17 protein-coding genes and 1 pseudogene are annotated in these 21514 nt (G+C 72.0%); 7 read left to right on the top strand and 11 right to left on the bottom strand.

Annotation, left to right across the window (positions count from 1 at the left end; genetic code table 11):
- Positions 1–164: 164 nt before the first annotated feature.
- Together GAS53_RS43185 and GAS53_RS43180 are read left to right on the top strand one after the other, a co-directional pair.
- Entirely contained in the window at positions 165–671 is a 507-nt protein-coding gene (locus GAS53_RS43185; protein ID WP_225859439.1) for an HflX-like GTP-binding protein, read from the top strand.
- A 77-nt stretch (positions 672–748) separates the two neighbouring features.
- Entirely contained in the window at positions 749–1324 is a 576-nt protein-coding gene (locus GAS53_RS43180) for a TerD family protein (RefSeq protein ID WP_151483252.1), read from the top strand.
- Positions 1325–1453: 129 nt separating this feature from the next.
- On the opposite strand, the gene GAS53_RS43175 is transcribed toward GAS53_RS43180, so the two are convergent.
- The 3 genes from GAS53_RS43175 to GAS53_RS43165 form a co-directional block, all read right to left on the bottom strand.
- Positions 1454–2947, bottom strand: coding sequence for an alpha/beta hydrolase (locus tag GAS53_RS43175; protein ID WP_151483251.1), 1494 nt, complete (start codon positions 2945–2947; stop codon positions 1454–1456).
- 98 nt (positions 2948–3045) lie between these two features.
- Positions 3046–3438 carry an SCO5389 family protein gene (locus GAS53_RS43170; protein ID WP_151483250.1) on the bottom strand — a complete coding sequence of 131 codons (393 nt, stop codon included), beginning with the start codon at positions 3436–3438 and terminating at the stop codon, positions 3046–3048.
- Between the two features lie 109 nt (positions 3439–3547).
- Positions 3548–4507 carry an ATP-binding protein gene (locus GAS53_RS43165; RefSeq protein WP_151483249.1) on the bottom strand — a complete coding sequence of 320 codons (960 nt, stop codon included), beginning with the start codon at positions 4505–4507 and terminating at the stop codon, positions 3548–3550.
- A gap of 143 nt (positions 4508–4650) precedes the next feature.
- Here GAS53_RS43165 and GAS53_RS43160 point away from each other — a divergent pair, with 143 nt between their 5' ends.
- Positions 4651–5067 (top strand): hypothetical protein, encoded by a 417-nt coding sequence (locus tag GAS53_RS43160; protein ID WP_151483248.1) that lies wholly within the window; start codon positions 4651–4653, stop codon positions 5065–5067.
- 307 nt (positions 5068–5374) lie between these two features.
- On the top strand, positions 5375–6823 hold the full coding sequence (locus GAS53_RS43155) for an FG-GAP repeat domain-containing protein (RefSeq protein ID WP_151483247.1): 1449 nt from the start codon (positions 5375–5377) through the stop codon (positions 6821–6823).
- An 11-nt stretch (positions 6824–6834) separates the two neighbouring features.
- Here the strand turns inward: GAS53_RS43155 and GAS53_RS43150 are convergent, their stop codons facing one another.
- The 4 genes from GAS53_RS43150 to GAS53_RS43135 all read right to left on the bottom strand — a co-directional run bounded on the left by GAS53_RS43150 (position 6835) and on the right by GAS53_RS43135 (position 10863).
- On the bottom strand, positions 6835–8067 hold the full coding sequence (locus GAS53_RS43150; RefSeq protein ID WP_225859438.1) for a cation:proton antiporter: 1233 nt from the start codon (positions 8065–8067) through the stop codon (positions 6835–6837).
- A gap of 5 nt (positions 8068–8072) precedes the next feature.
- Entirely contained in the window at positions 8073–8558 is a 486-nt protein-coding gene (locus GAS53_RS43145) for a cation:proton antiporter regulatory subunit (RefSeq protein ID WP_151483246.1), read from the bottom strand.
- A 208-nt stretch (positions 8559–8766) separates the two neighbouring features.
- Positions 8767–10197, bottom strand: a complete 1431-nt coding sequence (locus tag GAS53_RS43140) for a flotillin family protein (RefSeq protein WP_151483245.1) — start codon at positions 10195–10197, stop codon at positions 8767–8769.
- Positions 10198–10347: 150 nt separating this feature from the next.
- Positions 10348–10863, bottom strand: coding sequence for a hypothetical protein (locus tag GAS53_RS43135; RefSeq protein ID WP_151483244.1), 516 nt, complete (start codon positions 10861–10863; stop codon positions 10348–10350).
- A gap of 516 nt (positions 10864–11379) precedes the next feature.
- Here GAS53_RS43135 and GAS53_RS43130 point away from each other — a divergent pair.
- Positions 11380–12432, top strand: a complete 1053-nt coding sequence (locus tag GAS53_RS43130; protein WP_151483265.1) for a PucR family transcriptional regulator — start codon at positions 11380–11382, stop codon at positions 12430–12432.
- 53 nt (positions 12433–12485) lie between these two features.
- Here the strand turns inward: GAS53_RS43130 and GAS53_RS43125 are convergent, their stop codons facing one another.
- The 3 genes and pseudogenes from GAS53_RS43125 to GAS53_RS43115 all read right to left on the bottom strand — a co-directional run bounded on the left by GAS53_RS43125 (position 12486) and on the right by GAS53_RS43115 (position 17004).
- Positions 12486–13847 carry a serine/threonine-protein kinase gene (locus tag GAS53_RS43125; RefSeq protein WP_263974218.1) on the bottom strand — a complete coding sequence of 454 codons (1362 nt, stop codon included), beginning with the start codon at positions 13845–13847 and terminating at the stop codon, positions 12486–12488.
- Between the two features lie 266 nt (positions 13848–14113).
- Positions 14114–14968, bottom strand: coding sequence for an FkbM family methyltransferase (locus GAS53_RS43120; protein WP_225859437.1), 855 nt, complete (start codon positions 14966–14968; stop codon positions 14114–14116).
- A 217-nt stretch (positions 14969–15185) separates the two neighbouring features.
- Positions 15186–17004 (bottom strand): annotated as a pseudogene (locus tag GAS53_RS43115) (glycoside hydrolase family 15 protein).
- Between the two features lie 228 nt (positions 17005–17232).
- Here GAS53_RS43115 and GAS53_RS43110 point away from each other — a divergent pair.
- The gene (locus GAS53_RS43110) at positions 17233–18114 is read left to right on the top strand and encodes a hypothetical protein (protein ID WP_151483241.1); all 882 of its coding nucleotides are present in this window, start codon (positions 17233–17235) and stop codon (positions 18112–18114) included.
- A gap of 55 nt (positions 18115–18169) precedes the next feature.
- Here the strand turns inward: GAS53_RS43110 and GAS53_RS43105 are convergent, their stop codons facing one another.
- A complete protein-coding gene (locus GAS53_RS43105) occupies positions 18170–20287 on the bottom strand; it encodes a BTAD domain-containing putative transcriptional regulator (protein WP_151483264.1) in 2118 nt (705 codons plus the stop codon).
- A gap of 308 nt (positions 20288–20595) precedes the next feature.
- On the opposite strand from GAS53_RS43105, the gene GAS53_RS43100 reads away from it, so the two are divergent.
- Positions 20596–21480, top strand: a complete 885-nt coding sequence (locus GAS53_RS43100) for an alpha/beta fold hydrolase (RefSeq protein WP_151483240.1) — start codon at positions 20596–20598, stop codon at positions 21478–21480.
- The last annotated feature ends 34 nt before the right edge of the window (positions 21481–21514 follow it).

Genomic DNA, 21514 nt, shown 5'->3' with positions numbered 1-21514 from the left:
CGTACCGACATGTCCTGACTGACGCGTCCTGACGGACACGTCGCACCCAGTGTAAAGGAATCGCAAAGTAAGCCGTCGAGGAGTACGGGCCGCCCTGGTCCGACATCGAGGAGCTCCCCGGAAAATGGGTGTCGCGGCAGGTGACAGGTCCCTACGGTGGCGCTGTGCACCAGGACCGAAGACGCGATCGCAGGCCCGCACGCCGGAAGCGGCCGGCCGGCGCACGGCAGGGCGTCTCGGCCCTGACGGTCGCGGGTGCCGATGTCGTGGTCGTGGGCTACTTCTCCGCCAGGCAGAAGGACTTCGCCGTGCGCATGGACGCGGCGTCCGTCGAGCTGACGACGCGCGGCGCACGGGTCGTAGGACGCGTGGTGCAGCGACGTGGTGTCTCGAACGGCGGAGCGCGGAAGATGACCCTGCCGTACTCCTCACGGACGCTGATGAGTTCCGGAAAGGTCCGCGAAGTGGCGGCGCTCTGCGAGCGGTCGGGAGCGGACGCGGTGGTCTTCCTGAACGCTCTCACCGAACATCAACGTCAGGTCCTGACGGAGATCTTCGGCTGCCCGACGGTGAGTCTCACGGAGGCACAGCCACCTGCGCCAACGGGAGTACAGGGTCCGGGAGTTCGGAAATGCCGCACAGCACCAGCCCTATTTTCTGCATTGCTGTAGTTTTTCACCGAACACGACAACCGCACCAAGACGTCCGCACACCGACTGCGTACCCGCACCCCAACAAGGAGATCAGCGTGGGAGTTTCCCTGTCCAAAGGCGGCAATGTCTCGCTCAGCAAGGAGGCGCCCGGCCTGACCGCCGTGCTGGTCGGCCTCGGCTGGGACGTACGGACCACGACGGGTACCGACTACGACCTCGACGCCTCCGCGCTGCTCGTCGACGAGTCGGGCAAGGTCCTCTCCGACCAGCACTTCGTCTTCTACAACAACCTGAAGAGCCCGGACGGTTCGGTCGAGCACACCGGCGACAACCTCACCGGTGAGGGCGAGGGCGACGACGAGTCGGTCAAGGTGAACCTGGCGGCCGTGCCCGCCGAGGTCGCGAAGATCGTCTTCCCGGTGTCCATCCACGACGCCGAGAGCCGCGGCCAGAGCTTCGGCCAGGTCCGGGGCGCCTTCATCCGGGTCGTGAACCAGGCCGGCGGGGCCGAGATCGCCCGCTACGACCTGTCCGAGGACGCCGCCACCGAGACCGCGATGGTCTTCGGCGAGCTCTACCGCCACGGCGCCGAGTGGAAGTTCCGCGCGGTGGGCCAGGGTTACGCGTCCGGCCTGGCCGGCATCGCCTCCGACTTCGGCGTCGGCGTCTGAGTCCGAGCGGGCTGCACGGGGGCGTCGGCCTTTTCCCGGCCGACGCCCATCAGCCACCCACGACTTGCGGTACGTGTCACCCTGCCTGGAGTACTACGTGACTCCCCACTCGCAGATTCACGTGTCTCCCTACTCGCAGTAGGTGTCCCCGTCCGGCCGCTCTCCCGTCGCCAGATAGCGCGACACCGTCGCATCCCCGCACGCGTTCCCGTTGGCGAGGTACGCGTCGTGGCCCGTGGAGTTCACGGTCACCATCGTGGCGCGCTTGCCGAGGGCGGCGCGGAGCTTCAGGGCGCCGGCCAGCGGGGTCGCCACGTCCCGCTCGTTCTGGACGAGGAGGATGTTGGACGGGCCTCGGTCGGTGATCCGTACCGGGGCCTCCTTCGGCTCGTACGGCCAGGCGGCGCAGACCATCGCGTTCCTCGGCATCCCGGCGGTCAGCGGGTACTCGACCCGGCTCTCGTCGACTCCCCTCTGATACACGGCGGTCGACTTCGGCCACGCGACGTCGTTGCAGAGGGTCCCGGCGCCGACCGCGGCGACGTTCTGCAGTACGGACTCCGGGGGCGACGGGGGCGCGGGCGGGACCTTGCCCTTCTTGGCGGCCAGCATCAGCTGGGCCAGCCCCGGGAAGTCGTCGGGGTCGTAGAGCGCGTCCAGCATGGTCTGGCGCAGGACATTGCCGTTCAGCTCGGCCGGGTTGGCGCCGGGCCAGGGGATCGACTCACGGTCGAGCCGGGCGGCGAGCCGCAGGAACAGCGGCCGCACCTCGGCAGCGGTCCGGGCCAGCCGGTCCGGATTCCCGGGCGCCGAAGCCCACTTGGCGAACTCCGGGAAGACGTCCTCGACGCCCTGCTCGTGCCCGGCGAGCCAGGCGCGGGCCACCCGCGTGTGGTCGGGGTCGTCGTTGCTGTCCAGCACGACGCGGTCGGTGCGGTGCGGGAACAGCTGGCTGTAGACGGCGCCGACGTACGTGCCGTACGAGACGCCCCACGCGGAGACCTTCCGCTCGCCGAGCGCGGCCCGGATCCGGTCGAGGTCGCGGGCGTTGTTGGCGGTGCTGATGTGGCGCATCAGCTCACCGCCGTTGCGTGCGCAGGCGTCGGCCAGCCGCTTCGCGGTGACCATGTTCTCGGTGACGGAGCCGTCCGGGGCGGGCCAGGGGCGCAGCTTCGTCAGGGCCAGGTCACCGGTCTCGAGACCGCAGCTGACCGGAGCGGACCGGCCGAGGCCGCGCGCCTCGAACCCGATCAGGTCGTATGCGTCCCGCACCTCCTGCGGCAGCCTCTGCCCCTTCCCTGAAGGGTTGTTCAGGCTGGATCCGCCGGGCCCGCCCGGTATCAGGAGTAAGGCGCCACGGCGTACGTCCGGCTTCTCGCTCGGGATGCGGGAGACGGCGATGCCGATCTTCTTCCCGCCGGGGTCGGAGTAGTCCATCGGCACCTCGACGGTCGCGCACTCCTGCCGGGGGTCGAGCCCGCTCCCTTCGCACTTCGCCCAGTCGAGGGGCTTGGTCCCGGCGGGAGCGGGCGTCGAGGCGGCGGTCGCGGTGAGGGGTGCGGTGAGGCTCAGGACCGCGGCGGAGGCGGCGAGCAGTGCGGCGTTTCGCTTGATCTTCGTCATGGGAAGAGCCTCGCGGATCTTCCCTGGTTGTCACATCGTGCCAACGGGCCTATGCACACGGGGGTTTGCCCCAGGAGGCCCCTCACCGGCAACCCACGTCAGCAGTCGCGGAACTCCGGCGACTGGTTGAGGATCTGCGAGCGCAGGGACGTGAAACGGGTGTGGATCTCACCGCCGCGGGCCTCGGGGCGGAAGGCGGCGACACGGTGGCAGTTCTGGAAGGCCAGGGCGATGCCGAAGTGACGCTCCAGGCTGCCCCGGATCGCGTCGCTGGACAGCGCGCGCAGCAGCTGGCCGCGCTCCTTCTCGGAGGGCGGCGGGGTCTGGTTGTCGGCGAACTCGGCGGTGCCCGCGCCCAGTTCACCGGCGAGGCGGGCGACGAGATCGTAGGCGTACGGCAGGGACGTACGGACGGTTTCCACGAAGTCCTCCTCCCGCACCTGGCCGTTCTCGGCTTCGGCGAGCAGCTGCGGGGAGACGTCGAGCGACATGAGGTGTCCTGTCTGTGGGATGTGGGATGTGGCACCCGGGATACGGGATGCGGGATGCGGGCTATAGAACGCGGGATATGGGGTCGGCGGGCAGCGGTGTGAATGCGGCTCAGGCTGAGGCGGTCAAGGCCTCGGGGCCGTGGCGGAAGTCCGGGTCCACCTGGGCCGCGAGGTCCTGGCCCGTCGCCCGGTCGGCCCACGCGGTGGCGTTGCGCAGGTGGAACTCGACCGCGTGCCGCTGGAAAGCGGCCCAGTCCTTCGTACGCGAGTCGAGGGCGTCCTTCAGCAGATGCAGGGTGTGGGTGTTGTGGGGCTCCAACTCGCCTTCGCCCCGGCCCTGTTCGCGGGCGCGGACCCAGGAGGAGTGTTCGCAGTACGCGAGGAGGTCGTCGCCGACGTGTTCCTTGAGGAAGAGCAGGTCGTCCTCGCCGGAGACCTTGTTGCCGACGACGGCGAGCGGGACGCCGAACTCGGCGGCGTGGTCGCGGTACTGGCGGTAGACCGAGACGCCCTTGCGGGTCGGTTCGGCGACCAGGAAGGTCAGGTCGAAGCGGGTGAACAGGCCGGAGGCGAAGGCGTCGGCGCCGGCCGTCATGTCGACGACGACATACTCGCCGGGGCCGTCCACGAGGTGGTTGAGGTACAGCTCGACCGCGCCGAGCTTGGAGTGGTAGCAGGCCACGCCGAGGTCGCTCTCGTCGAAGGCGCCGGTCACCATCACGGGTACGCCGTCCACGAGCTGGACGTGGTGGCCGTGGATCTCGTCGTCGCCGAGCGGGCGCAGCAGCCGGGAGCCGCGGCCGGGCGGGGTGGTCTTGATCATGGCGTCGCGGGAGGCGATGCGCGGGTTGGTGCCGCGGAGGTAGTCCTTGATCTCGCCCGTGCGCGCGCTCAGCGGTGGCGCGCCGAAGGTCTCGTCCTCGTCGAGCCCGAGGGCGTACGCCAGGTGCTGGTTGATGTCGCCGTCGATGGCGACGACCGGGGCGCCCGAGCGCGCCAGGTGACGGGAGAAGAGGGCGGAGAGGGTGGTCTTTCCGCTGCCGCCCTTGCCGACGAATGCGACGCGCACGACTAGCCTCCCCTGTTGAAAATGAATGTCATGTGGTTAGAGTTAGTGCGGCGGCCGTATCCCTGTCAAATCGCCGCTCACCCAATTGACCTGCGCGGAGCCCGAGTTGACGGGGGAGGGCGGGGAAGGACGGCGGAGGAACCATGACCCGAGGATCACCGGATCGATCGAGTCGACCCTTCACTCTGGTCGTCTGCGGCAACTGCCACGGCTCCACGGGCGACTCCAAGGCCGGCTCCAGGGCCGGCTCCAAGGCCGACGAGCGCCTCGACCCGCTGCGCCGCGCGGTCCGCGCGTGCCCGCACGGCGTCATGGTCTCCACCGGCTGCCTGGGCGGCCTGCTGCACTGCCGTCGCACGGCCGGTCTGCACGCCGCGGTGCAGCCCTGCGCCGAGGACCGCAGGCCCAACGGCGACGTCGTACGCCTCGGCCCGATCACCGGCGAGGCCGACGCCGAGGCGATCGGCGCCTGGCTCCGGTCCGGCATGCCGGACGACGGCACGCTCCCGCGCCGCCTGCGCACGGCTCCCGCGCCGCGGCAGGTGGCGCCCCTCAACTAGGCGCTCCGCGATGCGCTCCGCTGGAAGTGCGGTGCTTCGTCTGCGGGTTCGTCGTGGCTGGTCGCGCCCACGCGGCGGAGCCGCAAATGTCACAGCCCCGCGCCCCTTCGGGGCGCTGCCGAACCGCACCGGACTTCGGCGAACCCGCTGAGGGCCCGTCCGGCGGATCATGCCGCACAGACCCTGACGGGCCCGGCGGATCGCGCTCCACGCCGCCTCGATCTGTTGCTGCCGCTGATCGACAGCTGGGCAACAGTCGTGCCGCCCCGCTGGAGTCGGCGTGGCGCGGGATGTGAGGGTGAGGCGTATGAAGTCTCGTACCGCCTTGTCGGCTTTCGCTGTCTGCGGCGTCTGCGTCGTGCTCGCACCGCTCACGGGCTGCGGCGGTGGCGGTGACGGAACGGGCCGCAAGCCGTCGCCCTCGTCTCCCTCTGCCGGGGCGCCCAGCGCGCCCGCCGAGAGCCGGGCGCCGGCTCCCGGGAAGGGGTCGAAGGACCCCGACGACATCAACGGCGACGGGTATCGCGACCTCGTGGTGCGCGTCCCCGTCGGCGGCGGGGCGAACGAGGCCCGCGACGACGAGCGGGTCGGTGTGGTCTACGGCTCGGCGAAGGGGCTCGACCCCTCGACGCGTACGGTCCACGGGCGCCGCGACCTGGGCCTGCCCGATCCGCCGGAGGGTTCGGGCGCCGGTGACGGCGTCGCCGCGGAGACGGTGGTCAGCGCCGATCTGGACGGCGACGGCTTCCCGGACTTCGTCACGACCGTCGCGGGCGAGACCGTGGAGGACGGGCAGGTCTCCGCCGCACGCACCGTCCCGTACGTGACCTGGGGCGGGCCCGGCGGGCCCGCGGCGGGTGCCGGGGCGACCCCGGTGCGGCTGCCGCAGAGCGCGTCGAAGCTGGGCCTGGAGTCCGTGGTGCGCGGCGACTTCGACGGGGACGGGCATCACGACCTCGCGGGGCTCGCGTACAACCAGTCGTCCATGGTGGTGCTCTACGGCCCGTTCACCCGGGCCGGGGCGCCGGCGCGCACCGATACGGGCCTGCCCTGGTCGGACGGCTCGCTCGTGGTGGACGACATCGACCCGTCGGGCAAGCCGCGCGCGACCTCCCTGCTGCTCCACGAGACCAGCGACGGTGAGCAGTCCGGCAACATCCTCTACCCGGCCCGCCGCGGCAGCGGCCCGTCCGCGGACGGCAGGCGGCTGCGTCTCGGAAACGCCCACGCGTTCGGCGACTTCGACGGGGACGGACAGCGCGACGTGGCCGTCGGGGACGACCGCGGCCGCAACGACGAGCCCGGCTACGAGACGGAGGCACCCGACGTCGACGGATCGCTCGCCGTGTATCCCGGCAGCGGTGGCGCACCGGTCACCCACCGGCTGCCCGAGGTGCCCGAGGGTGCGGGCACCGACTACGGACCCGGCGGTTTCGTGGCCGCCGATCCGGACGGCGACGGCCGCGACGGCATCCTGGTCGCCACGTACGAAGGTGCCACCCTCATCGACGGCGACAAGCGCACCCCGGTCCGGCGCAGCGCGCCGAAGGGGCCTGCGAAATGGCGGCACGCGCGGCCCGCGGGTGCCGCCGACTTCGACCGTGACGGCAAGGACGAGCTGATCCTCCACTGGGCGGCCGGCACCCTGTTCGGCCTGTACGGCCAGGACCCCACGCATTGGTGGATCACCGACGGCACGACATCCCGTGACGAAGCGTCCTTCACGACGACGGGATTCGCTCCCCGCGCCTCCTAGGACGCCTCGTGCTAGGACACCTCGTGCGGTGCCTCGGACACGGGCTCCGGTGTGGTTCCGGTCGTCTCCGGAGCGGGCTCGTGGCGGCGCCTGCCGGTCAGGCGGGTGGCCAGGGGCTCGGTCCAGCGGGCGGTGAGCGGGCCCAGCATCACCAGGATCAGGACGTACGCGGTGGCCAGCGGGCCGAGTGAGGGTTCGATGCCGGAGGTGACGGCGAGCCCGGCGATGACGATGGAGAACTCGCCGCGGGCCACCAGCGTGCCGCCCGCGCGCCAGCGGCCCTTGGCGGAGATCCCGGCGCGCTTGGCGGCCCAGTAGCCGGTGGCGATCTTCGTGCAGGCGGTGACGGCGGCCAGGGCGAGCGCGGGCAGCAGGACGGGCGGGATGCTGGCGGGGTCGGTGTGCAGCCCGAAGAAGACGAAGAACACCGCGGCGAACAGGTCGCGGAGCGGGGAGAGCAGGTTGTACGCGCCCTCGGCGACCTCGCCGGACAGGGCGATGCCTACCAGGAACGCGCCCACGGCCGCGGACACCTGGAGCTGCTGGGCCAGCCCGGCCACCAGCAGCGTCAGGCCCAGTACGACCAGCAGCAGCTTCTCCGGGTCGTCGCTGGAGACGAAGCGGGAGATGTGCCGCCCGTAGCGCACCGCTATCACCAGTACCAGCCCGGCGGCGCCGAGGGCGACGGCCAGGGTGATGCTGCCCGCCGCCAGGCCCGCGCCGGCCAGCAGGGCGGTGAGGATCGGCAGGTAGACGGCCATGGAGAGGTCTTCGAGGACCAGGATGCTCAGGATCACTGGGGTCTCCCGGTTTCCGAGCCGGCCCAGGTCGCCGAGGACCTTGGCGATCACGCCGGAGGAGGAGATCCAGGTGACGCCCGCCAGGACCACGGCGGCCACCGGGCCCCAGCCGAGCAGCAGGGCCATCGCCGCGCCGGGCAGGGCGTTCAGGGCGGCGTCGACGAGGCCTGCGTGGTACTGGGTCTTGAGGTTGGAGACCAGGTCGCTGGCGGTGTACTCCAGGCCGAGCATGAGCAGCAGCAGGATGACGCCGATCTCGGCGCCGATCGCGACGAACTCCTCACTGGTGCCCAGCGGCAGCAGCCCGCCCTCGCCGAAGGCGAGCCCGGCCAGCAGATACAGCGGGATGGGCGAGAACTGGAAACGCCCGGCGAACCGGCCGAGCAGCCCCAGACCCAGGATGATCGCGCCGAACTCGATCAGGAACATCGCCGAGTTGTGCACCGGGCTCACTCCCGTCCGAGTATCGTCGCCGCCGTTTCGACGCCCTCGCGGGTGCCGATGACGATGAGGATGTCGCCGCCGGCCAGCCGGAAGTCCGGCGTGGGGGACGGGATGGCCTCCGCCCGGCGCAGTACCGCGACGATCGAGGCGCCGGTCTCGGTGCGCATCCGGGTCTCGCCCAGCAGCCGCCCGTTCCAGTACGAGACCGACGACAGCTCGATCCGCTCGGCGACCAGGCCCAGTTCGGTGGTGGACAGCAGGTTCGGGCTGTGGTGCGCGGGCATCAGCGCGTCGATGAGCGCCGCGGATTCACCTGCGGTGAGCCGTACGGAGAGGGCGCAGGCGTCCGGGTCGTCCTTTCGGTACGCGCTGAGGGTCCGGGCGCCGTCCCGGTGGGCCACCACGGAGAGGCGGCGCTGCTCGCGCGTCGTCAGGTCGTAGCGCACACCGATCCCCGGCAACGGCGTACTGCTGAGGCGTGGTGTGCCCATGGCTGGTCCCCTGTCCGTGTCGATCTAGGTGTGCGTTCACCCTACGGGGGGTGGTTGGAACGGATTCGTCCGCGGCCCGGTGGGGGTTGATCGCGCAGTTCCCCGCGCCCCTTGGGCGGGGCTGGGCCGCAGGCATGCCTGTAGGGGCGCGGGGAACTGCGCGACCAGCCCCCACGCACCCGCAGACAGAATGAGGCCGTACCGTCAGTCAGCCGGTCACTTCGATCTTGCCCTCGCCCTTCCCGTTGGTCTCGACCGCGACAGCGGCCTGCTTGGGCGCCGTGATGTTCTTCAGCAGCTCGGCGAGGTCGACCCCCGTGGTCGAGCTCAGCAGCTCGACCCCCTGGGCGACGTTGTCGGCGACCGTACGGGACAGCTGGCTCGCCCCGTCCGTGGAGATCACCGTCATCTTGTCGATCGCGCTGAGCGGCTCGGACGCCTTGGCGACGACCTGCGGCAGCACCTCGACGAGCATCTGCAGCACGGCCGCGTCGCCGTACTGGGCGAACGCGTCGGCCTTCTTGCGCATCGCCTCGGCCTCGGCGGAGCCCTTCGCACCGATCGCGGCGGCCTCCGCCTCGCCCTCGATGCGTACGGCGTCGGCGAGCGCGGCGCGGTGCGCCTTCTCGCCCTCACCCGTCAGCCGGGACCGCTGGGCGTCCGCCTCGGCCTGCTTGACCAGGGCGATACGGCGGGCCTCCGCCTCCTGCTCGGCCTGGTAACGGGCGGCGTCGGCGGGCTTACGGACCTTGGTGTCCAGCTCGCGGTCGGTCAGTGCGGCCTGCCGCTGGGCCACCTTCTCCTGCTCGCTCAACACATCCTGCTGGCGGGCGGCCTCGGCCAGCGGGCCGGCGGCCGCGGCACGGGCCGCCGCCTCGTCGGTCTCGGCCTTGATCTCGGCGGTCTTGAGCGCGAACGTCCGCTGGGCGATCGCGATCTCCTCCTCGGCCTTCAGCCGCGCCTGCTCGGCGGCGCGCCGGGCCACCGCCTCCGCGATGTCGGCCTCCTGCTTGGCGCGCGCGGCCTCGGGGCGGCCCAGGTCCTCCAGGTAGGAGCCCTCGGTGGTGATGTCCTGGATCTGGAAGGCGTCGAGCACCAGGCCCTGCCCGGACAGGCTCGCCTCGGCCTCCTCCGCGACCTGCCCGGCGAACGCGGCACGGTCCCGGATGATGTCCTCCACCGACATCCGGCCCACGATGGAACGCAGCGCGCCGGAGAGGACCTCCTGGGTGAAGCCGACGATGCCGTTCTGCTGCATCAGGAACCGCTGGGCGGCGGCGCGGATGGAGTCCTCGGTGCCGCCGACCTTGACGATGGCGACGCCTTCGAGGTTCGCCTTGACGCCGCGCAGCGTGACCGCGCCGCGCACCGAGATGGGGATGTGCCGGCTGGACAGGTCGAGCGTGAACTTCTGCTGCACGAACGGCACGACGAAGACACCGCCGCCGACCACGACCTTCTGGCCGCTGTTGTCGGTGAACACCCGGCCGGTGTCCGGGTCGGTGGACTTCTTGCCGCGCCGCCCGGTGACGATGAACGCCTCGCTGGGCCCGGCCACCTTGTAGCGGGTGACGACGACGAGCGCGAGCAGCACGACGAGTACGACGACTCCCACGACCGCGATGAGAACTGGACTCATGGTGAATTCCCCCTTCCACCGCCCAGGCGGCAGATCAGTACGAATGACGACTTACGAATGACAAATGACGAGTGAAGAGTGACGACTGACGAGTGACGGCTTACGGAACAGACCGGGATCGGCACGAACGACCCGTGGCGCCCCGGCCGTTCAGCGCTGGACCGGGCGGACCGCCACCGACGTGGGTGACAGGGACTCCTCGACCCAGATCTCGGCGCCCCGGGCCACCGGGGCGGGGCTCTTCGCCGCCAGCTTCACCGGCTGGCCCGCGAGGTACACGAGCACCTCGCCGTAGCCGTCGGCCGGGATCGGTGTGACCACGGAGCCCGAACTGCCCACGAGGTCGGTGCCGCGCGGAGTCGCGGAGGGCTCGTCCCGCATCAGGGCCCGGCTGAACCTCCAGGTGAGCCAGCCCGCTCCGGCCCCGGCACCGATGCCCACCGCGGTGGCGGGTCCGGCCCCGAGCCCGGTCGTCCCGAGCACGAGCGCCCCGCCGAAGCCGAGCATCGACACGAACCCGGCGATGACCGGCAGCGAGAGCAGCCCGTCGAAGAGCCCGTCCAGGAAACTCGCCCCGCCGAAGAGCCCTTCGAGGACGCCGTCGAAGACCAGAGTCAGGACCAGCAGAACGATTCCCGCGATGCCGAGACCGAGAAACAGAGTCATCCGGTCCACCTCCCCCACCTGCGCCGGTCACCTCGATCGACGCGAATCATGCCAGGTTCGTGCGCGTGCGCACATTGCCGTGACCCGGCAGTCTTTATGCGTTCTTGATGCCGCGCTGACACCTGAAGCGTCATCCGGTCGGCGTCCGGCACCGAGCCCGTAACCGCCGTCCGGCATCAAGAGCGCGTAAAGACTGCCGGAATCCGGCAATGCGCCGGGCTCCCGCCCCGGGTCACGATGGTCGGGCAGAAACGGGGGGAAGCACGGGGGACGGATAGGGACCCGGTGCCGGAACATCGTCGGGGGACGACCGGCACCGGGGCCCGATCCCTTTACCTCCCTTGCCCCCTTGGGCTTTCCGCCCGAACCCCCCTGGAACTTCCTCCGCGGTGAGGGGAGCCGAGGTCACCCATGGACCTGCCGTATCCCGGCAGCGAGACCCTCCCTCGCCGGACCGCACTCGCCCCGCATGCGCTAAAAAGGCGTCAACGGCTCATCAAGGCACCGAGGGCGCGGATGGCGGGGCGGGACATACCCGAGGAGTACCTGGACGGGTATGCGCGCATTCTCGCGGAAGCCTCCGCGACCGGCCGCCGGCTGACCCGCGACGAGCTCGACTCCCGCCGGACGCTGGGCGAACGGGCCGCCGAGGCGGGGTACGGACTGCGCGCCCTCGTCGGCGCGCACCTGGCCACCGCCCGCGCGCACTGGCCGGCCACTGCCTCCGAGAGCACCCTCGCCGCCGTCGAACAGGCCGTCGACGCCTTCGCCGAGGGATATGAGCGCGCGCAACTCCTCGCCGTACGCCAGGAGGAGGCCGCACGGCGGGAGTTCATCGACGACCTCCTGCACGGCCGCAGCGACCTCGGCCTGCTCGCCGAGCGTGCCGAACGCTTCGGGCTGCGCCTGTCGCACGCGCACGCCGTCGCCGTGGCGCAGGGCCAAGCCGCGTACGACGAGGGGGACGCCGTGTCCCGCGAGGTCGAGCGCGCCCTGATCGGCCGGTTCGGCGACCGCAGCATCCTCGTCACCACCAAGGACGGGCGCCTGGTGTGCATCGCGCCCGGCGACCAGGAGGACGTACTCACCTTCTTCGCCAAGCAGGCGTACGCCGCCACCGACGGCGGACGGGTGGCCCTCGGCCGGTCCCAGCCCGGGCCCGGTGGTGTCGTCCAGTCGTACGAGGAGGCCCTGAACGCCCGCGACCTGGCCGACCGCCTGGGGTTCGACACACCCGTGCTGCGCGCCGCCGACCTCCTCGTCTACCCCGTCCTCACCCGGGACCGGCAGGCCATGGCCGACCTGGTCGTCAGCGCGCTGGGCCCCCTGCGGATGGCCCGCGGCGGCGCCGAGCCGCTCCTCGACACCCTCACCGCGTACTTCGACTCCGGCTGCGTCGCCGCGGAGGCCGCGCGGCGGCTGTCGCTCAGCGTCCGCGCGCTCACCTACCGGCTGGACCGCATCCACAAGCTCACGGGCGCGAATCCAGCGGATCCGGTGCACCGGTACACGCTGCAGACCGCGGTGATCGGGGCGCGGTTGCTGGACTGGCCGGAGAACGATCTCTAAGGATTTCCGAGGATGCTCCGAGGTGTCCTGAGGGACTCCCTCACTCGACTCCCTTAGTCCTCCCCGTCCCCTTCGTCCTCGTACTCCTCGCCGCCGCCGTCTTCCTTGGGCGGCTTCTCCTGCGTTTTCTCCTTGTCCTCGGCCGGGCTCGGTGTGACGGCCGGGGTTTCCGTGAAGGAGGGGGACGCGGGCGGCGCCGTACCGACGTCGGGTGTGGGTGTGGGCGTCTGTGTCCGGGCCACTGTCCCGGCGGCGGGCGCCTCGTTGGTCGGGTCGGTCGCGGACGGCGTGTCCTGCCCTCCGGGCTCCGCCGCGGTGTTGTCCGGCGAGAACATCGACATGCCGGCGAGCACGGCCAGCACGAAGAGCACCGCACCGGCGAGGATGCCGAGGACCCGGGGCCGACGGCGGACCATCGCCCCGACACCGCCACCGACACCGCCCCCGACGCCGCCACCGGACCGTGCGCGTCGCGAGGGTGCGGACGGGGCGGAGTGTGCGGCGTGGGCGGCGGTCGGCGGCAGCCGGTACATCGTCGGCGGCCCGGTCTCGGCGGAACCGATGTGCGGCGGGCTCGCCGCGTACGCCGACGCCGGTCCGGAAGTCGCAGGTGACGTCGGTGTCTGCGCCGACGCCATGGGCAGCGGCTCCGCCCGCCCCTGCCAGGCCCCCGTTCCGAACCAGTCCGCGACCTCCTGGGCCGTGGGGCGGTCCGCGGGCTGCTTGGCGAGGAGGCCGAGGAGGTAGTTCTCGAAGGCGGGCGGCAGTTGGGCGCCGCGCTCGCGGGGCGGCACGGGCGCCATGTCGATGTGCTGGTGCAGGGTGACCGTGGCGCTCTCCCCCTGGAACGGCGGGCGCCCGGTGAGGAGTTGGTACAGCACGCAGCCCAGCGAGTACACGTCGGAGGCGGCCGACGCGGGGCGGCCGAGGGCGCGTTCGGGCGCGAGGTAGAGGCTGGTGCCGACGATCTGGCCGGCCGTGGTGAGCGCGGAGGCGGGGTCGTCGACGAAGCGAGCGATGCCGAAGTCGCCGATTTTCACGGTGCCTTGGGCGTCCGAGAGGAGGTTGCCGGGCTTTATGTCCCGGTGCACGATGCCTTCCCGGTGCGCGGCGGCGAGCCCGGCGGCCGCTTGGGCGGCGACGGCGGCGACCCGCTCCGGCCCGAGGGTGCCCGCCGCGGTCAACTCCTGGGCGAGGCTGCGGCCTTCGACGAGCTCCATGACGAGATAGAAGCGGTTGTCCCAGGCGCCGAAGTCGAACACGGCGACGACGTACGGATGGCTCAGCCTGGCCGCCGTCTGCGCCTCCAGCCGGAACCGCGCGGCCGCCGCGCTGTCGGCCTCGTCCCCGAGCAGCAACTTGACGGCCACGGCCCGGCCCAGCACCTCGTCGGTGGCCTGCCACACCTCACCCATACCGCCGCGGCCAATGGACACCTGCAACCGATACCGCTCCGCGACGAGCACCAGCGAATCATCCTCAACACAGCAGAAGGCCAACACGATGACCGCGAACGGCACTTCATGCGATGCAGAAGAGCAAGTGGGGGGATCCGCAGCGGACCCACCCTACCGACTCCGGGCCCCCAAGGAGCGCGGGGCTGTGTCGATATGCGGCTCCGCCGCGTGGGCGCGCTCAGCCCGGAACAACCCGCAGCCAACCCACAACCCCGCGTACCTCTTCATTGCTCCAAAGGGACAGCCTCGGGCCGGACCATCACACAGTCGAACTCGACAACCCGCCCGGTGGCCGGCTCCCGAGTAACCGGATACATCCCGGTCACTCCGAACCCCGCCTCCTCGTACGCGGCGATGGCCTCCCCCATCGCCGGACTCCCCTCGTACAACCGAAGCGCCGCCACCTCGGACTGCATCCCGACGAACTCGGAAATCCGCTCGCCCGCCCCGGCGAACACCTCCATGTCGAACCCCTGCGTGTCCATCTTCAGATACGGCCGAGGATCATCGATCCCCTCCAGCGCCTTTTGCATCACGTCGTCGAGCCGCCGGATCTCGATCTCCTCCGTACGCCCCTTGGCGAACCGCTTGTACCGCTCCTTGCCGTACTCGCTCGGCGGCAGCAGGGAGTTCATGGACTTCCAGTCGATGTGGATGGACTGAACGGCTTCCTCGCGTCCGAGCGCGAAGTTGTACACCTGCCAGTCGGGGTCGCTCTCAGCACTCCGCTGCAGCCTCTCGAAGGTGTCGGAGACGGGCTCGAACGAAACGATGCGCCCCGTATATCCGAACCGCCGCAGCCCCTTCCCGTACTGGCCGGTATTGGCCCCCACGTCGAACACGCAGTTCACGCGGTATTTCTCCAGCACCGCGGCCACATGCTGGGCGCACAGATAGTGGGCGGCTCCGAGCTGGAACTCGCGTTCCGACTCCGCAGACACGGCCTTCTCAAGGAGTAGCCGCGCACCGGTGTCGCCGAAGGGAACGGCCTTCACCTTCCGCCCGGCGGTCCCGCGCGCCACCAGCCACGCGTCCGCGCCCGCGGCCGTGACCGCATACCGTCCCTTTCCGCGAGTCACCAGATCGGCTCCCGCCCCCACGGGAACGCTGGTCCGATCGCCCCGCCGGAATACCACGGCGGCCCCCGGACCAAGATCGAGTACCTTCACCCCGATTCGGGGCAGGATCCTGAGCAGTTTTCTGTAAAGGGTCTGCATTCGGTCAGCCTCGCAGAAGACACCTGGGATTCACCCAGCCTTTGGACAAGTTTTCGCCGGTGGCCTGCCCAGGGCGCCCTTACCCCTGGGGTGGGGTGTGATGCGTGGCGTGGCGGTCCAGTTCGTATGCCACCCGGATGAGTGGAACGTGGGTGAAGGCCTGCGGGAAGTTGCCGAGGTGGCGGCGGGCCCGTGGGTCGTACTCCTCGGCCAGCAGCCCGACGTCGTTGCGCAGGAGCAGCAGCCGCTCGAAGAGTGTCCGGGCGTCCTTCTCGCGGCCGGTCAGCCGCAGGGCGTCCACGAGCCAGAAGGAGCAGGCGAGGAAGGCTCCCTCGCCGCCGGTGAGGCCGTCGCCGCCGATGCCGTCGGGGCTCTCGGGGCCGCCGCCCGTCGAGTAGCGGCGGACCAGGCCGTCGTCGGTCGCGAGCTCGCGTTCGACGGCGGCGACCGTGCCGACGACGCGCGGGTCGTCCGGCGGCAGGAACCCGGTCCGCGGGATGAGCAGCAGCGCGGCGTCGAGCGCGCGGGAGCCGTAGGACTGGGTGAAGGTGGCGCGGGCCGGGTCGAAGCCGCGTTCGCAGACCTCCCGGTGGATACGGTCCCGGATCTCTCGCCAGTGCGCGACGGGCCCGGGGCGTCCGTGGTCCTCGGCCATGCGGACCGCCCGGTCGAAGGCCACCCAGCACATGACCTTGGAGTGGACGTGGTGGCGCGGTGCGCCGCGCGTCTCCCACAGGCCCTGGTCGGGGCGGGACCACACCTTCTCCAGGTGGTCGAGCACGGCCCGCTGGAGCGCGACGAGATGCCGCTCGGGCCGTAGTCCGGAACGCAGTGTCAGGGCGAGTGTGTCCATCAACTCGCCCGGTACGTCGAGCTGTTGCTGCGCGGCGGCGCCGTTCCCGATCCGTACCGGGCGCGAACTCCTCGTACCCGGCCAGCCAGTCGGCCGTCCACTCGGTGAGCCTGCGCTCGCCGCCGATGCCGTACATGATCTGGATGTCCTGCGGCCGTCCCGCCACCGCCCGCTCCAGCCAGCCCCGCCAGGCGTCCGCCTCGACGGTGAACCCGCTGCGCAGCAGCGCCTCCAGGGTCATTCCGGCGTCGCGCAGCCAGCAGTAGCGGTAGTCCCAGTTGCGTACGCCGCCGGGCTGCTCGGGCAGGGAGGTGGTGGGAGCGGCGATGATGCCGCCGGTCGGCTCGTACGTGAGGGCCTTGAGCGTGATGAGGGACCGTACGACCGCGTCACGGTAGGTGCCCTCGTACGAGCAGGGGCCCAGCCACTTCTTCCAGTACTCCTCTGTGCGGTGCAGCGCCTCCAAGGGGTCCACCGGGTCGGGGGCGGGCAGGTGGGAGGGCTGCCAGGTGAGGACGAAGGGAACCCGTTCGCCCGCGGAGACGGTGAAGTCGGCGGTGTGGGCCTCGCCGTGCGCGGTCGGCGTGACGGGGGTGGACAGCCACACCGACTCCGGTCCCGCGATGCCCGTCAACTGCCCGCGCACGCGGTGCATCCAGGGCACCACGCTCCCGTACTCGAAGCGCAGCCGCAGATCCATGTGCAGCTCGACCGTGCCGGACAGGCCCTCCACGATGCGTACGACGCAGGGGGCGCCGGCGCGGCGCGGCATGAAGTCGACGACCGTGGCCCGGCCGGTGGCGGTCTCCCACTCGGTCTCCAGGACGAGGGAGTCGCCGCGGTAGCGACGGCGGGTGCAGCCGTCCTCGGCTCCCGCCGGCGCGATCCGCCATCGGCCGTTGTTCTCGTCGCCCAGCAGCGCGGCGAAGCAGGCGGGCGAGTCGAAGCGCGGCAGGCACAGCCAGTCGAGGCTGCCGTCGCGGCCGACGAGGGCGGCGGTCAGCAGGTCTCCGACGAGGGCGTAGTCCTCGATCCTTCCCGGCATGGGGCCAGTGTCGGCGCGGGGGTGGGCGGGGGCATCTCGGGCTCACCCGGTCGGCCCGGTGCGCTGGTGGGAGGTGCCGACGGGTGGTGCGGTGGGGAGGAGATCCCGCCTCGTCAGGGACCTCGGGACCTTGTCGTGGGGAAACGTCAGGAACCTCGGGAACCTGTCGTCAGGAAACGTCAGGAACTTGTCGTCGGGAAACGTCAGGCACTTCAGGAGGCATCCGCGATGAACCGTCCGCCCCGCCCGCCCCGCCGCCCGGCCGGCGCCGTCCGCGCCCGTGCCCTCGCGCCGGCCCTGGCGGCGGCCGCGCTGCTGACGACGACGGCCGGGTGCTCGGACGGCGCGGGCGGCGCCGGCCGGGCGGCGGACGATCCGGCCGCCTCCGCGTCGCCCGTGGCCAGACGGGCCCCGTCGCCCTCCCCCTCGGTCACGGTCGCCCCGACGCTCACCGAGGCGCAGGCGAAGTCGGCGTTGATCGACAACACCGGCCTCGGCGAACAGTGGGCACCGACCCAGGGCGCGGCGACCTGGCGGGACGCCCTGCTCAAGGGGAAGACGGACGTCGCCGACTGCCAGCGACTGCTGGACGGCCTGTACGCGGAGGACCTGCTGGGCGAGCCCGCCGGGGCCCGCGCGGTCGCCGGCTTCGACGACGCGGACAACAGGGCGCAGTTGCGCCACCAGGTCGCCGCGTACGACCGGGCGGCGCTGGACGCGTCGCTGGCCTGGCTGAAGACGGCGCCGGAGACGTGTGCCGAGTTCACGTCCACGGATGTCAGGGGCGGGCAGCACACGGTCCAGGTCGTCGCGGCGCCGTTGCCCGGCGTGGGCGAGGCCCGCGAGGGCCTGCACGTGACGGTGACCGGTGAGACCGAGGGCATGCCGGTCGCCCTCTCCCTGGACTTCGCCGCCGTACGGGTCGGCGACAGCGCGCTCTCCCTCACCAACGGCGGCATCGACGGCGCGGACTCCGACTCGACCCAGCAGGCCGCCCAACTCGGCACACAACGCCTCCAGGACGTCCTCACCGGAAAGACCCCGGCGGCCCCGCCCACGAACGAGCAGGAGCCCGCGGACGAACAGGAGCCCGCGAACGAACAGGACTGACCCGCCCACGAACGCACAGGACTGACCGCTCACGCTCGGCGGTTCTCCACGCTCGTCACCACCGGGGGCCGGCGAGGCGCCCGGGGTCGGCGTCATCGCCGGGCTCGGCCAGGTACCGCTCGACCGGTCCCAGCGTGAGCAACCCGCTGCCCGCGCCCGCGAGTTCGGCGGCGGCCGGGCGGAGGCGGGTGCGGGCGCGTTGCAGTGCGGTTCGGTCGTCGAGGCGGAGGGCGGCTTCGGCCTCCAGGGCGCAGCAGGCCTCGTAGAGGAGGTCGCGCGGGGGTTCCGGGAGGGTGCGGAGGGCCGTACGGGCCTCGGCGGGGCGGCCCGCGGCGATCAGCGTGAAGGGCTCGGCCCAGGGGCGGTAGGGACCCCACTCGGCCTGTGGGTCCGGGGCCGGTGGCAGTCCGTACGTCAGGCGCAGACAGAGCAGGGCGAGCGGGAGGAGCCCGTGTTCCAGGCCGGGCATGCCGGCGCCGTCGAGGCGGGTGGCGGCGGTCCGGTAGGCGGTCTCGGCCTGGGCCGGGTGTCCGGTCGCGGCGAGCCTGAGGGCCGCGTACCACTCGGTGAAGACGCTCACCAGCGGCAGTTCGTGGCGTTCGGCGAGGCGGTCCGCGGCGGTCGCGTGGGTGTCCGCCGCCTCGAAGTCGGCGAGTGCGCTGCGGGCCTGGAGGCGGATGAGGTGGCCCAGGACCTCGTACGTCACCAGGCCGTGCCGCGCGGCCAGTTCGACGAGTTCCGCGCCGATCGCGTCCCGCTGCGGGGCGAGGCCGGCGCGGGTGAAGGACTGCATGAACGTGCCGTTCAGGGCGAAGGCCAGCAGCGCGGGGTCGTCGAGGCGACGGGCGATCTCCTCGGCCTCGCGGGCGGCCTCGGGCCCGCGCGGCCCGTCGGCGCCGCGCGTCTCCAGGGCGACGGTGGCCAGCAGGCGGCAGCGGGCCGCGTCGTGCGTATCGGGCGGCAGCGCGGCGAGGGTGCGTTCGGCGGCGGCCACGATGTGCTCCGCGAGGGCCGGGTCGTCTGCGCGCGTCCAGATCGCCGGGACGTCGTACGCGCCGATCACCCGGGCGGTCAGCTCCGGGTCTCCGTGCTCCTCCGCGGCCGTGATCGCCGCCATGCGGTGCTGCCGGGCCGCCGTCAGGCCGCCGCCTCCGGTGACCGCGAGGTTCCGGATCAGGCCGACGGTGGATTCCAGGCGGGCGCGGGCGCCTGCGGCGACGGTGCGGTCGTAGGTTTCGGCGGCTTGGGTCCAGAGTTGGGCCGGGGTGGGGGGCGGTGGCGTGTCGGGTGCGGGTTGTGGGGGCTCGGCTTGGTCGTTGGCTGCGGGTTGTGGGGGCTGAGCGCGCCCACGCGGCGGAGCCGCAAATGTCACAGCCCCGCGCCCCTGGGTAGGTGGGGGCTCGGGCCGGTCGAAATCCAGGGTCGGGTCCTGCGTGAGGATGGATGTTTCCAGGTGGCGCAGGGGTGGGCCGGGGTCCACTCCCAGTTGGTCCACCAGGACCGTGCGGGCTCGGCGTAGGACGGCGAGGGCGTCGCCCTGGCGGTGCTGGCGGTAGAGGGCCAGGGCGAGCAGGCGCCAGGCGTCCTCGCGCCAGGGGTGGTCGGTGAGGTGGGCGTCGAGGTCGGGGACCGCGTCGGCGGGACGGCCCAGGGCGAGTTGGGCCTCGGCGCGCCGCTCGACGGCCTGGAGGCGGAGTTCGGCGAGGCGGGCTCGCTCGGCCCGGGACCAGTCCTCCTGCGCGAACTCGGCGTAGGCCGGGCCCCGCCACCAGCCCAGGGCCTCCTCCAGCGCCGACAGGGCCTCCGGGGCCGGTAGCTTCGCCGCCGTTCCGAGCGCCTTCTCGAAGCGCCACGCGTCGACCGCGTCCGGCTCGGCGCGCAGCGCGTACCCCGGCCCGTCGGTGACCAGCAGCCGGGCCGGCGCCCGCGGCGGCCGCTCCGGTTCCAGTACGCGGCGCAGCGCGGCCACGAACGTCTGGACGGCCCCCACCGCACCGGGCGGCGGATCCACCCACAGGTCCTCGACCAGCCGGGCGACGGGCACGACCCGGCGGCGCGCCACGATCAGCCGGGCCAGCACGGCCCGATGCCGCGGCCCCTTCAACGCGAGCCCACGCCCGTCCCCGCCGACGGCCACCGTCGGCCCGAGCACCCCGAACGCAACCCGCTCCATGCCGACCGACCTCTCCGCATATCCCCAGGCACGGTACTGCGCCACACATGCGCCACCCCCGTACGGCCCGCCTGCTGATCCCCCGCTGATTCACACCCGGCAGGCTCAAGGTGCACGGGCGCTCCTGCTACCCCGGGCCCCGGCAGCGCCCCATAAGGGGCGCGGGGAACTGCGCGAGCAACCCCCACAACCCGCAGCTCACCACGAACCCGACCACCCACCCCACCCAGGGGCGCGGGGAACTGCGCGACCAGCCCCCACAACCCGCAGCCAACGACCAACCCGACAACCCCTCCGAAAGGCCACCCGTGACCACCGCCCCAACCATCCCCGGCTTCACCCACCTCCGCACAGGCGTCGCAGACAACGTCACCCTCACCGCATCCGTCGGCGGCACCGGCACCCCCGTCGTCCTCCTGCACGGCTTCCCGCAGACCCACCTGATGTGGCGCCACGTCGCCCCCGCCCTCGCGGCCGAGCACACCGTCATCTGCCCCGACCTGCGCGGCTACGGAGCCAGCGACAAACCGGCCGACCCCGACGGAACGACGTACTCGAAGCGGACGATGGCCGCCGACGTGGTCGCGCTCGCCAGAGCGCTCGGCCACGAACGCTTCGCGCTGGTGGGGCACGACCGGGGCGCACTGGTCGCGTTCCGGGCGGCCCTCGACCACCCGGACGCGGTCACGCACCTCGCCTCGCTGGACGTCCTGCCGACCCTGGACATGTGGGACGTGCTGCACGGGACGTCGGCCGCGATCGGCTTCCACCTCTACCTCATGGCCCAACCACCCGGCCTGCCCGAGCAGTTGATCGGAGCGAGCCCGGACGCCTTCTTCGGCCACTTCCTCGACGTCTGGACGCGGGACGAGGCGGCGATGCCGCCCGAGGTCCGCGCCGCCTACCTGGCGGCGTCCCGCGCGGCCGTCCCCTCCATCGTCGCGGACTACCGCGCCTCCGCCGGCATCGACGTCGTACACGACCGGGCCGACCGCGAGGCCGGCAACCGCCTGCGGATGCCGGTGACCGTCCTCCAGCAGGACTGGGGCACGGCCCTCGGTTTCGACGCCGCCGCGCTGTGGTCCGCCTGGGCACCCGACCTGCGGCACACCACCGTCTCCTGCGGGCACTTCATGGCAGAGGAGGCTCCCGATGAGGTGACCAAGGCCGTACGGGACCTGCTGACCCGGTGAATCCGCGGGATCCGGCGCGCCGACGCAAGAGGCT

Source organism: Streptomyces albicerus, assembly GCF_008905045.1.
Classification (GTDB): domain Bacteria; phylum Actinomycetota; class Actinomycetes; order Streptomycetales; family Streptomycetaceae; genus Streptomyces; species Streptomyces albicerus.
Note: the sequence above shows the minus strand (reverse complement) of the source record. Positions and strands in the feature narration are given on the sequence as shown.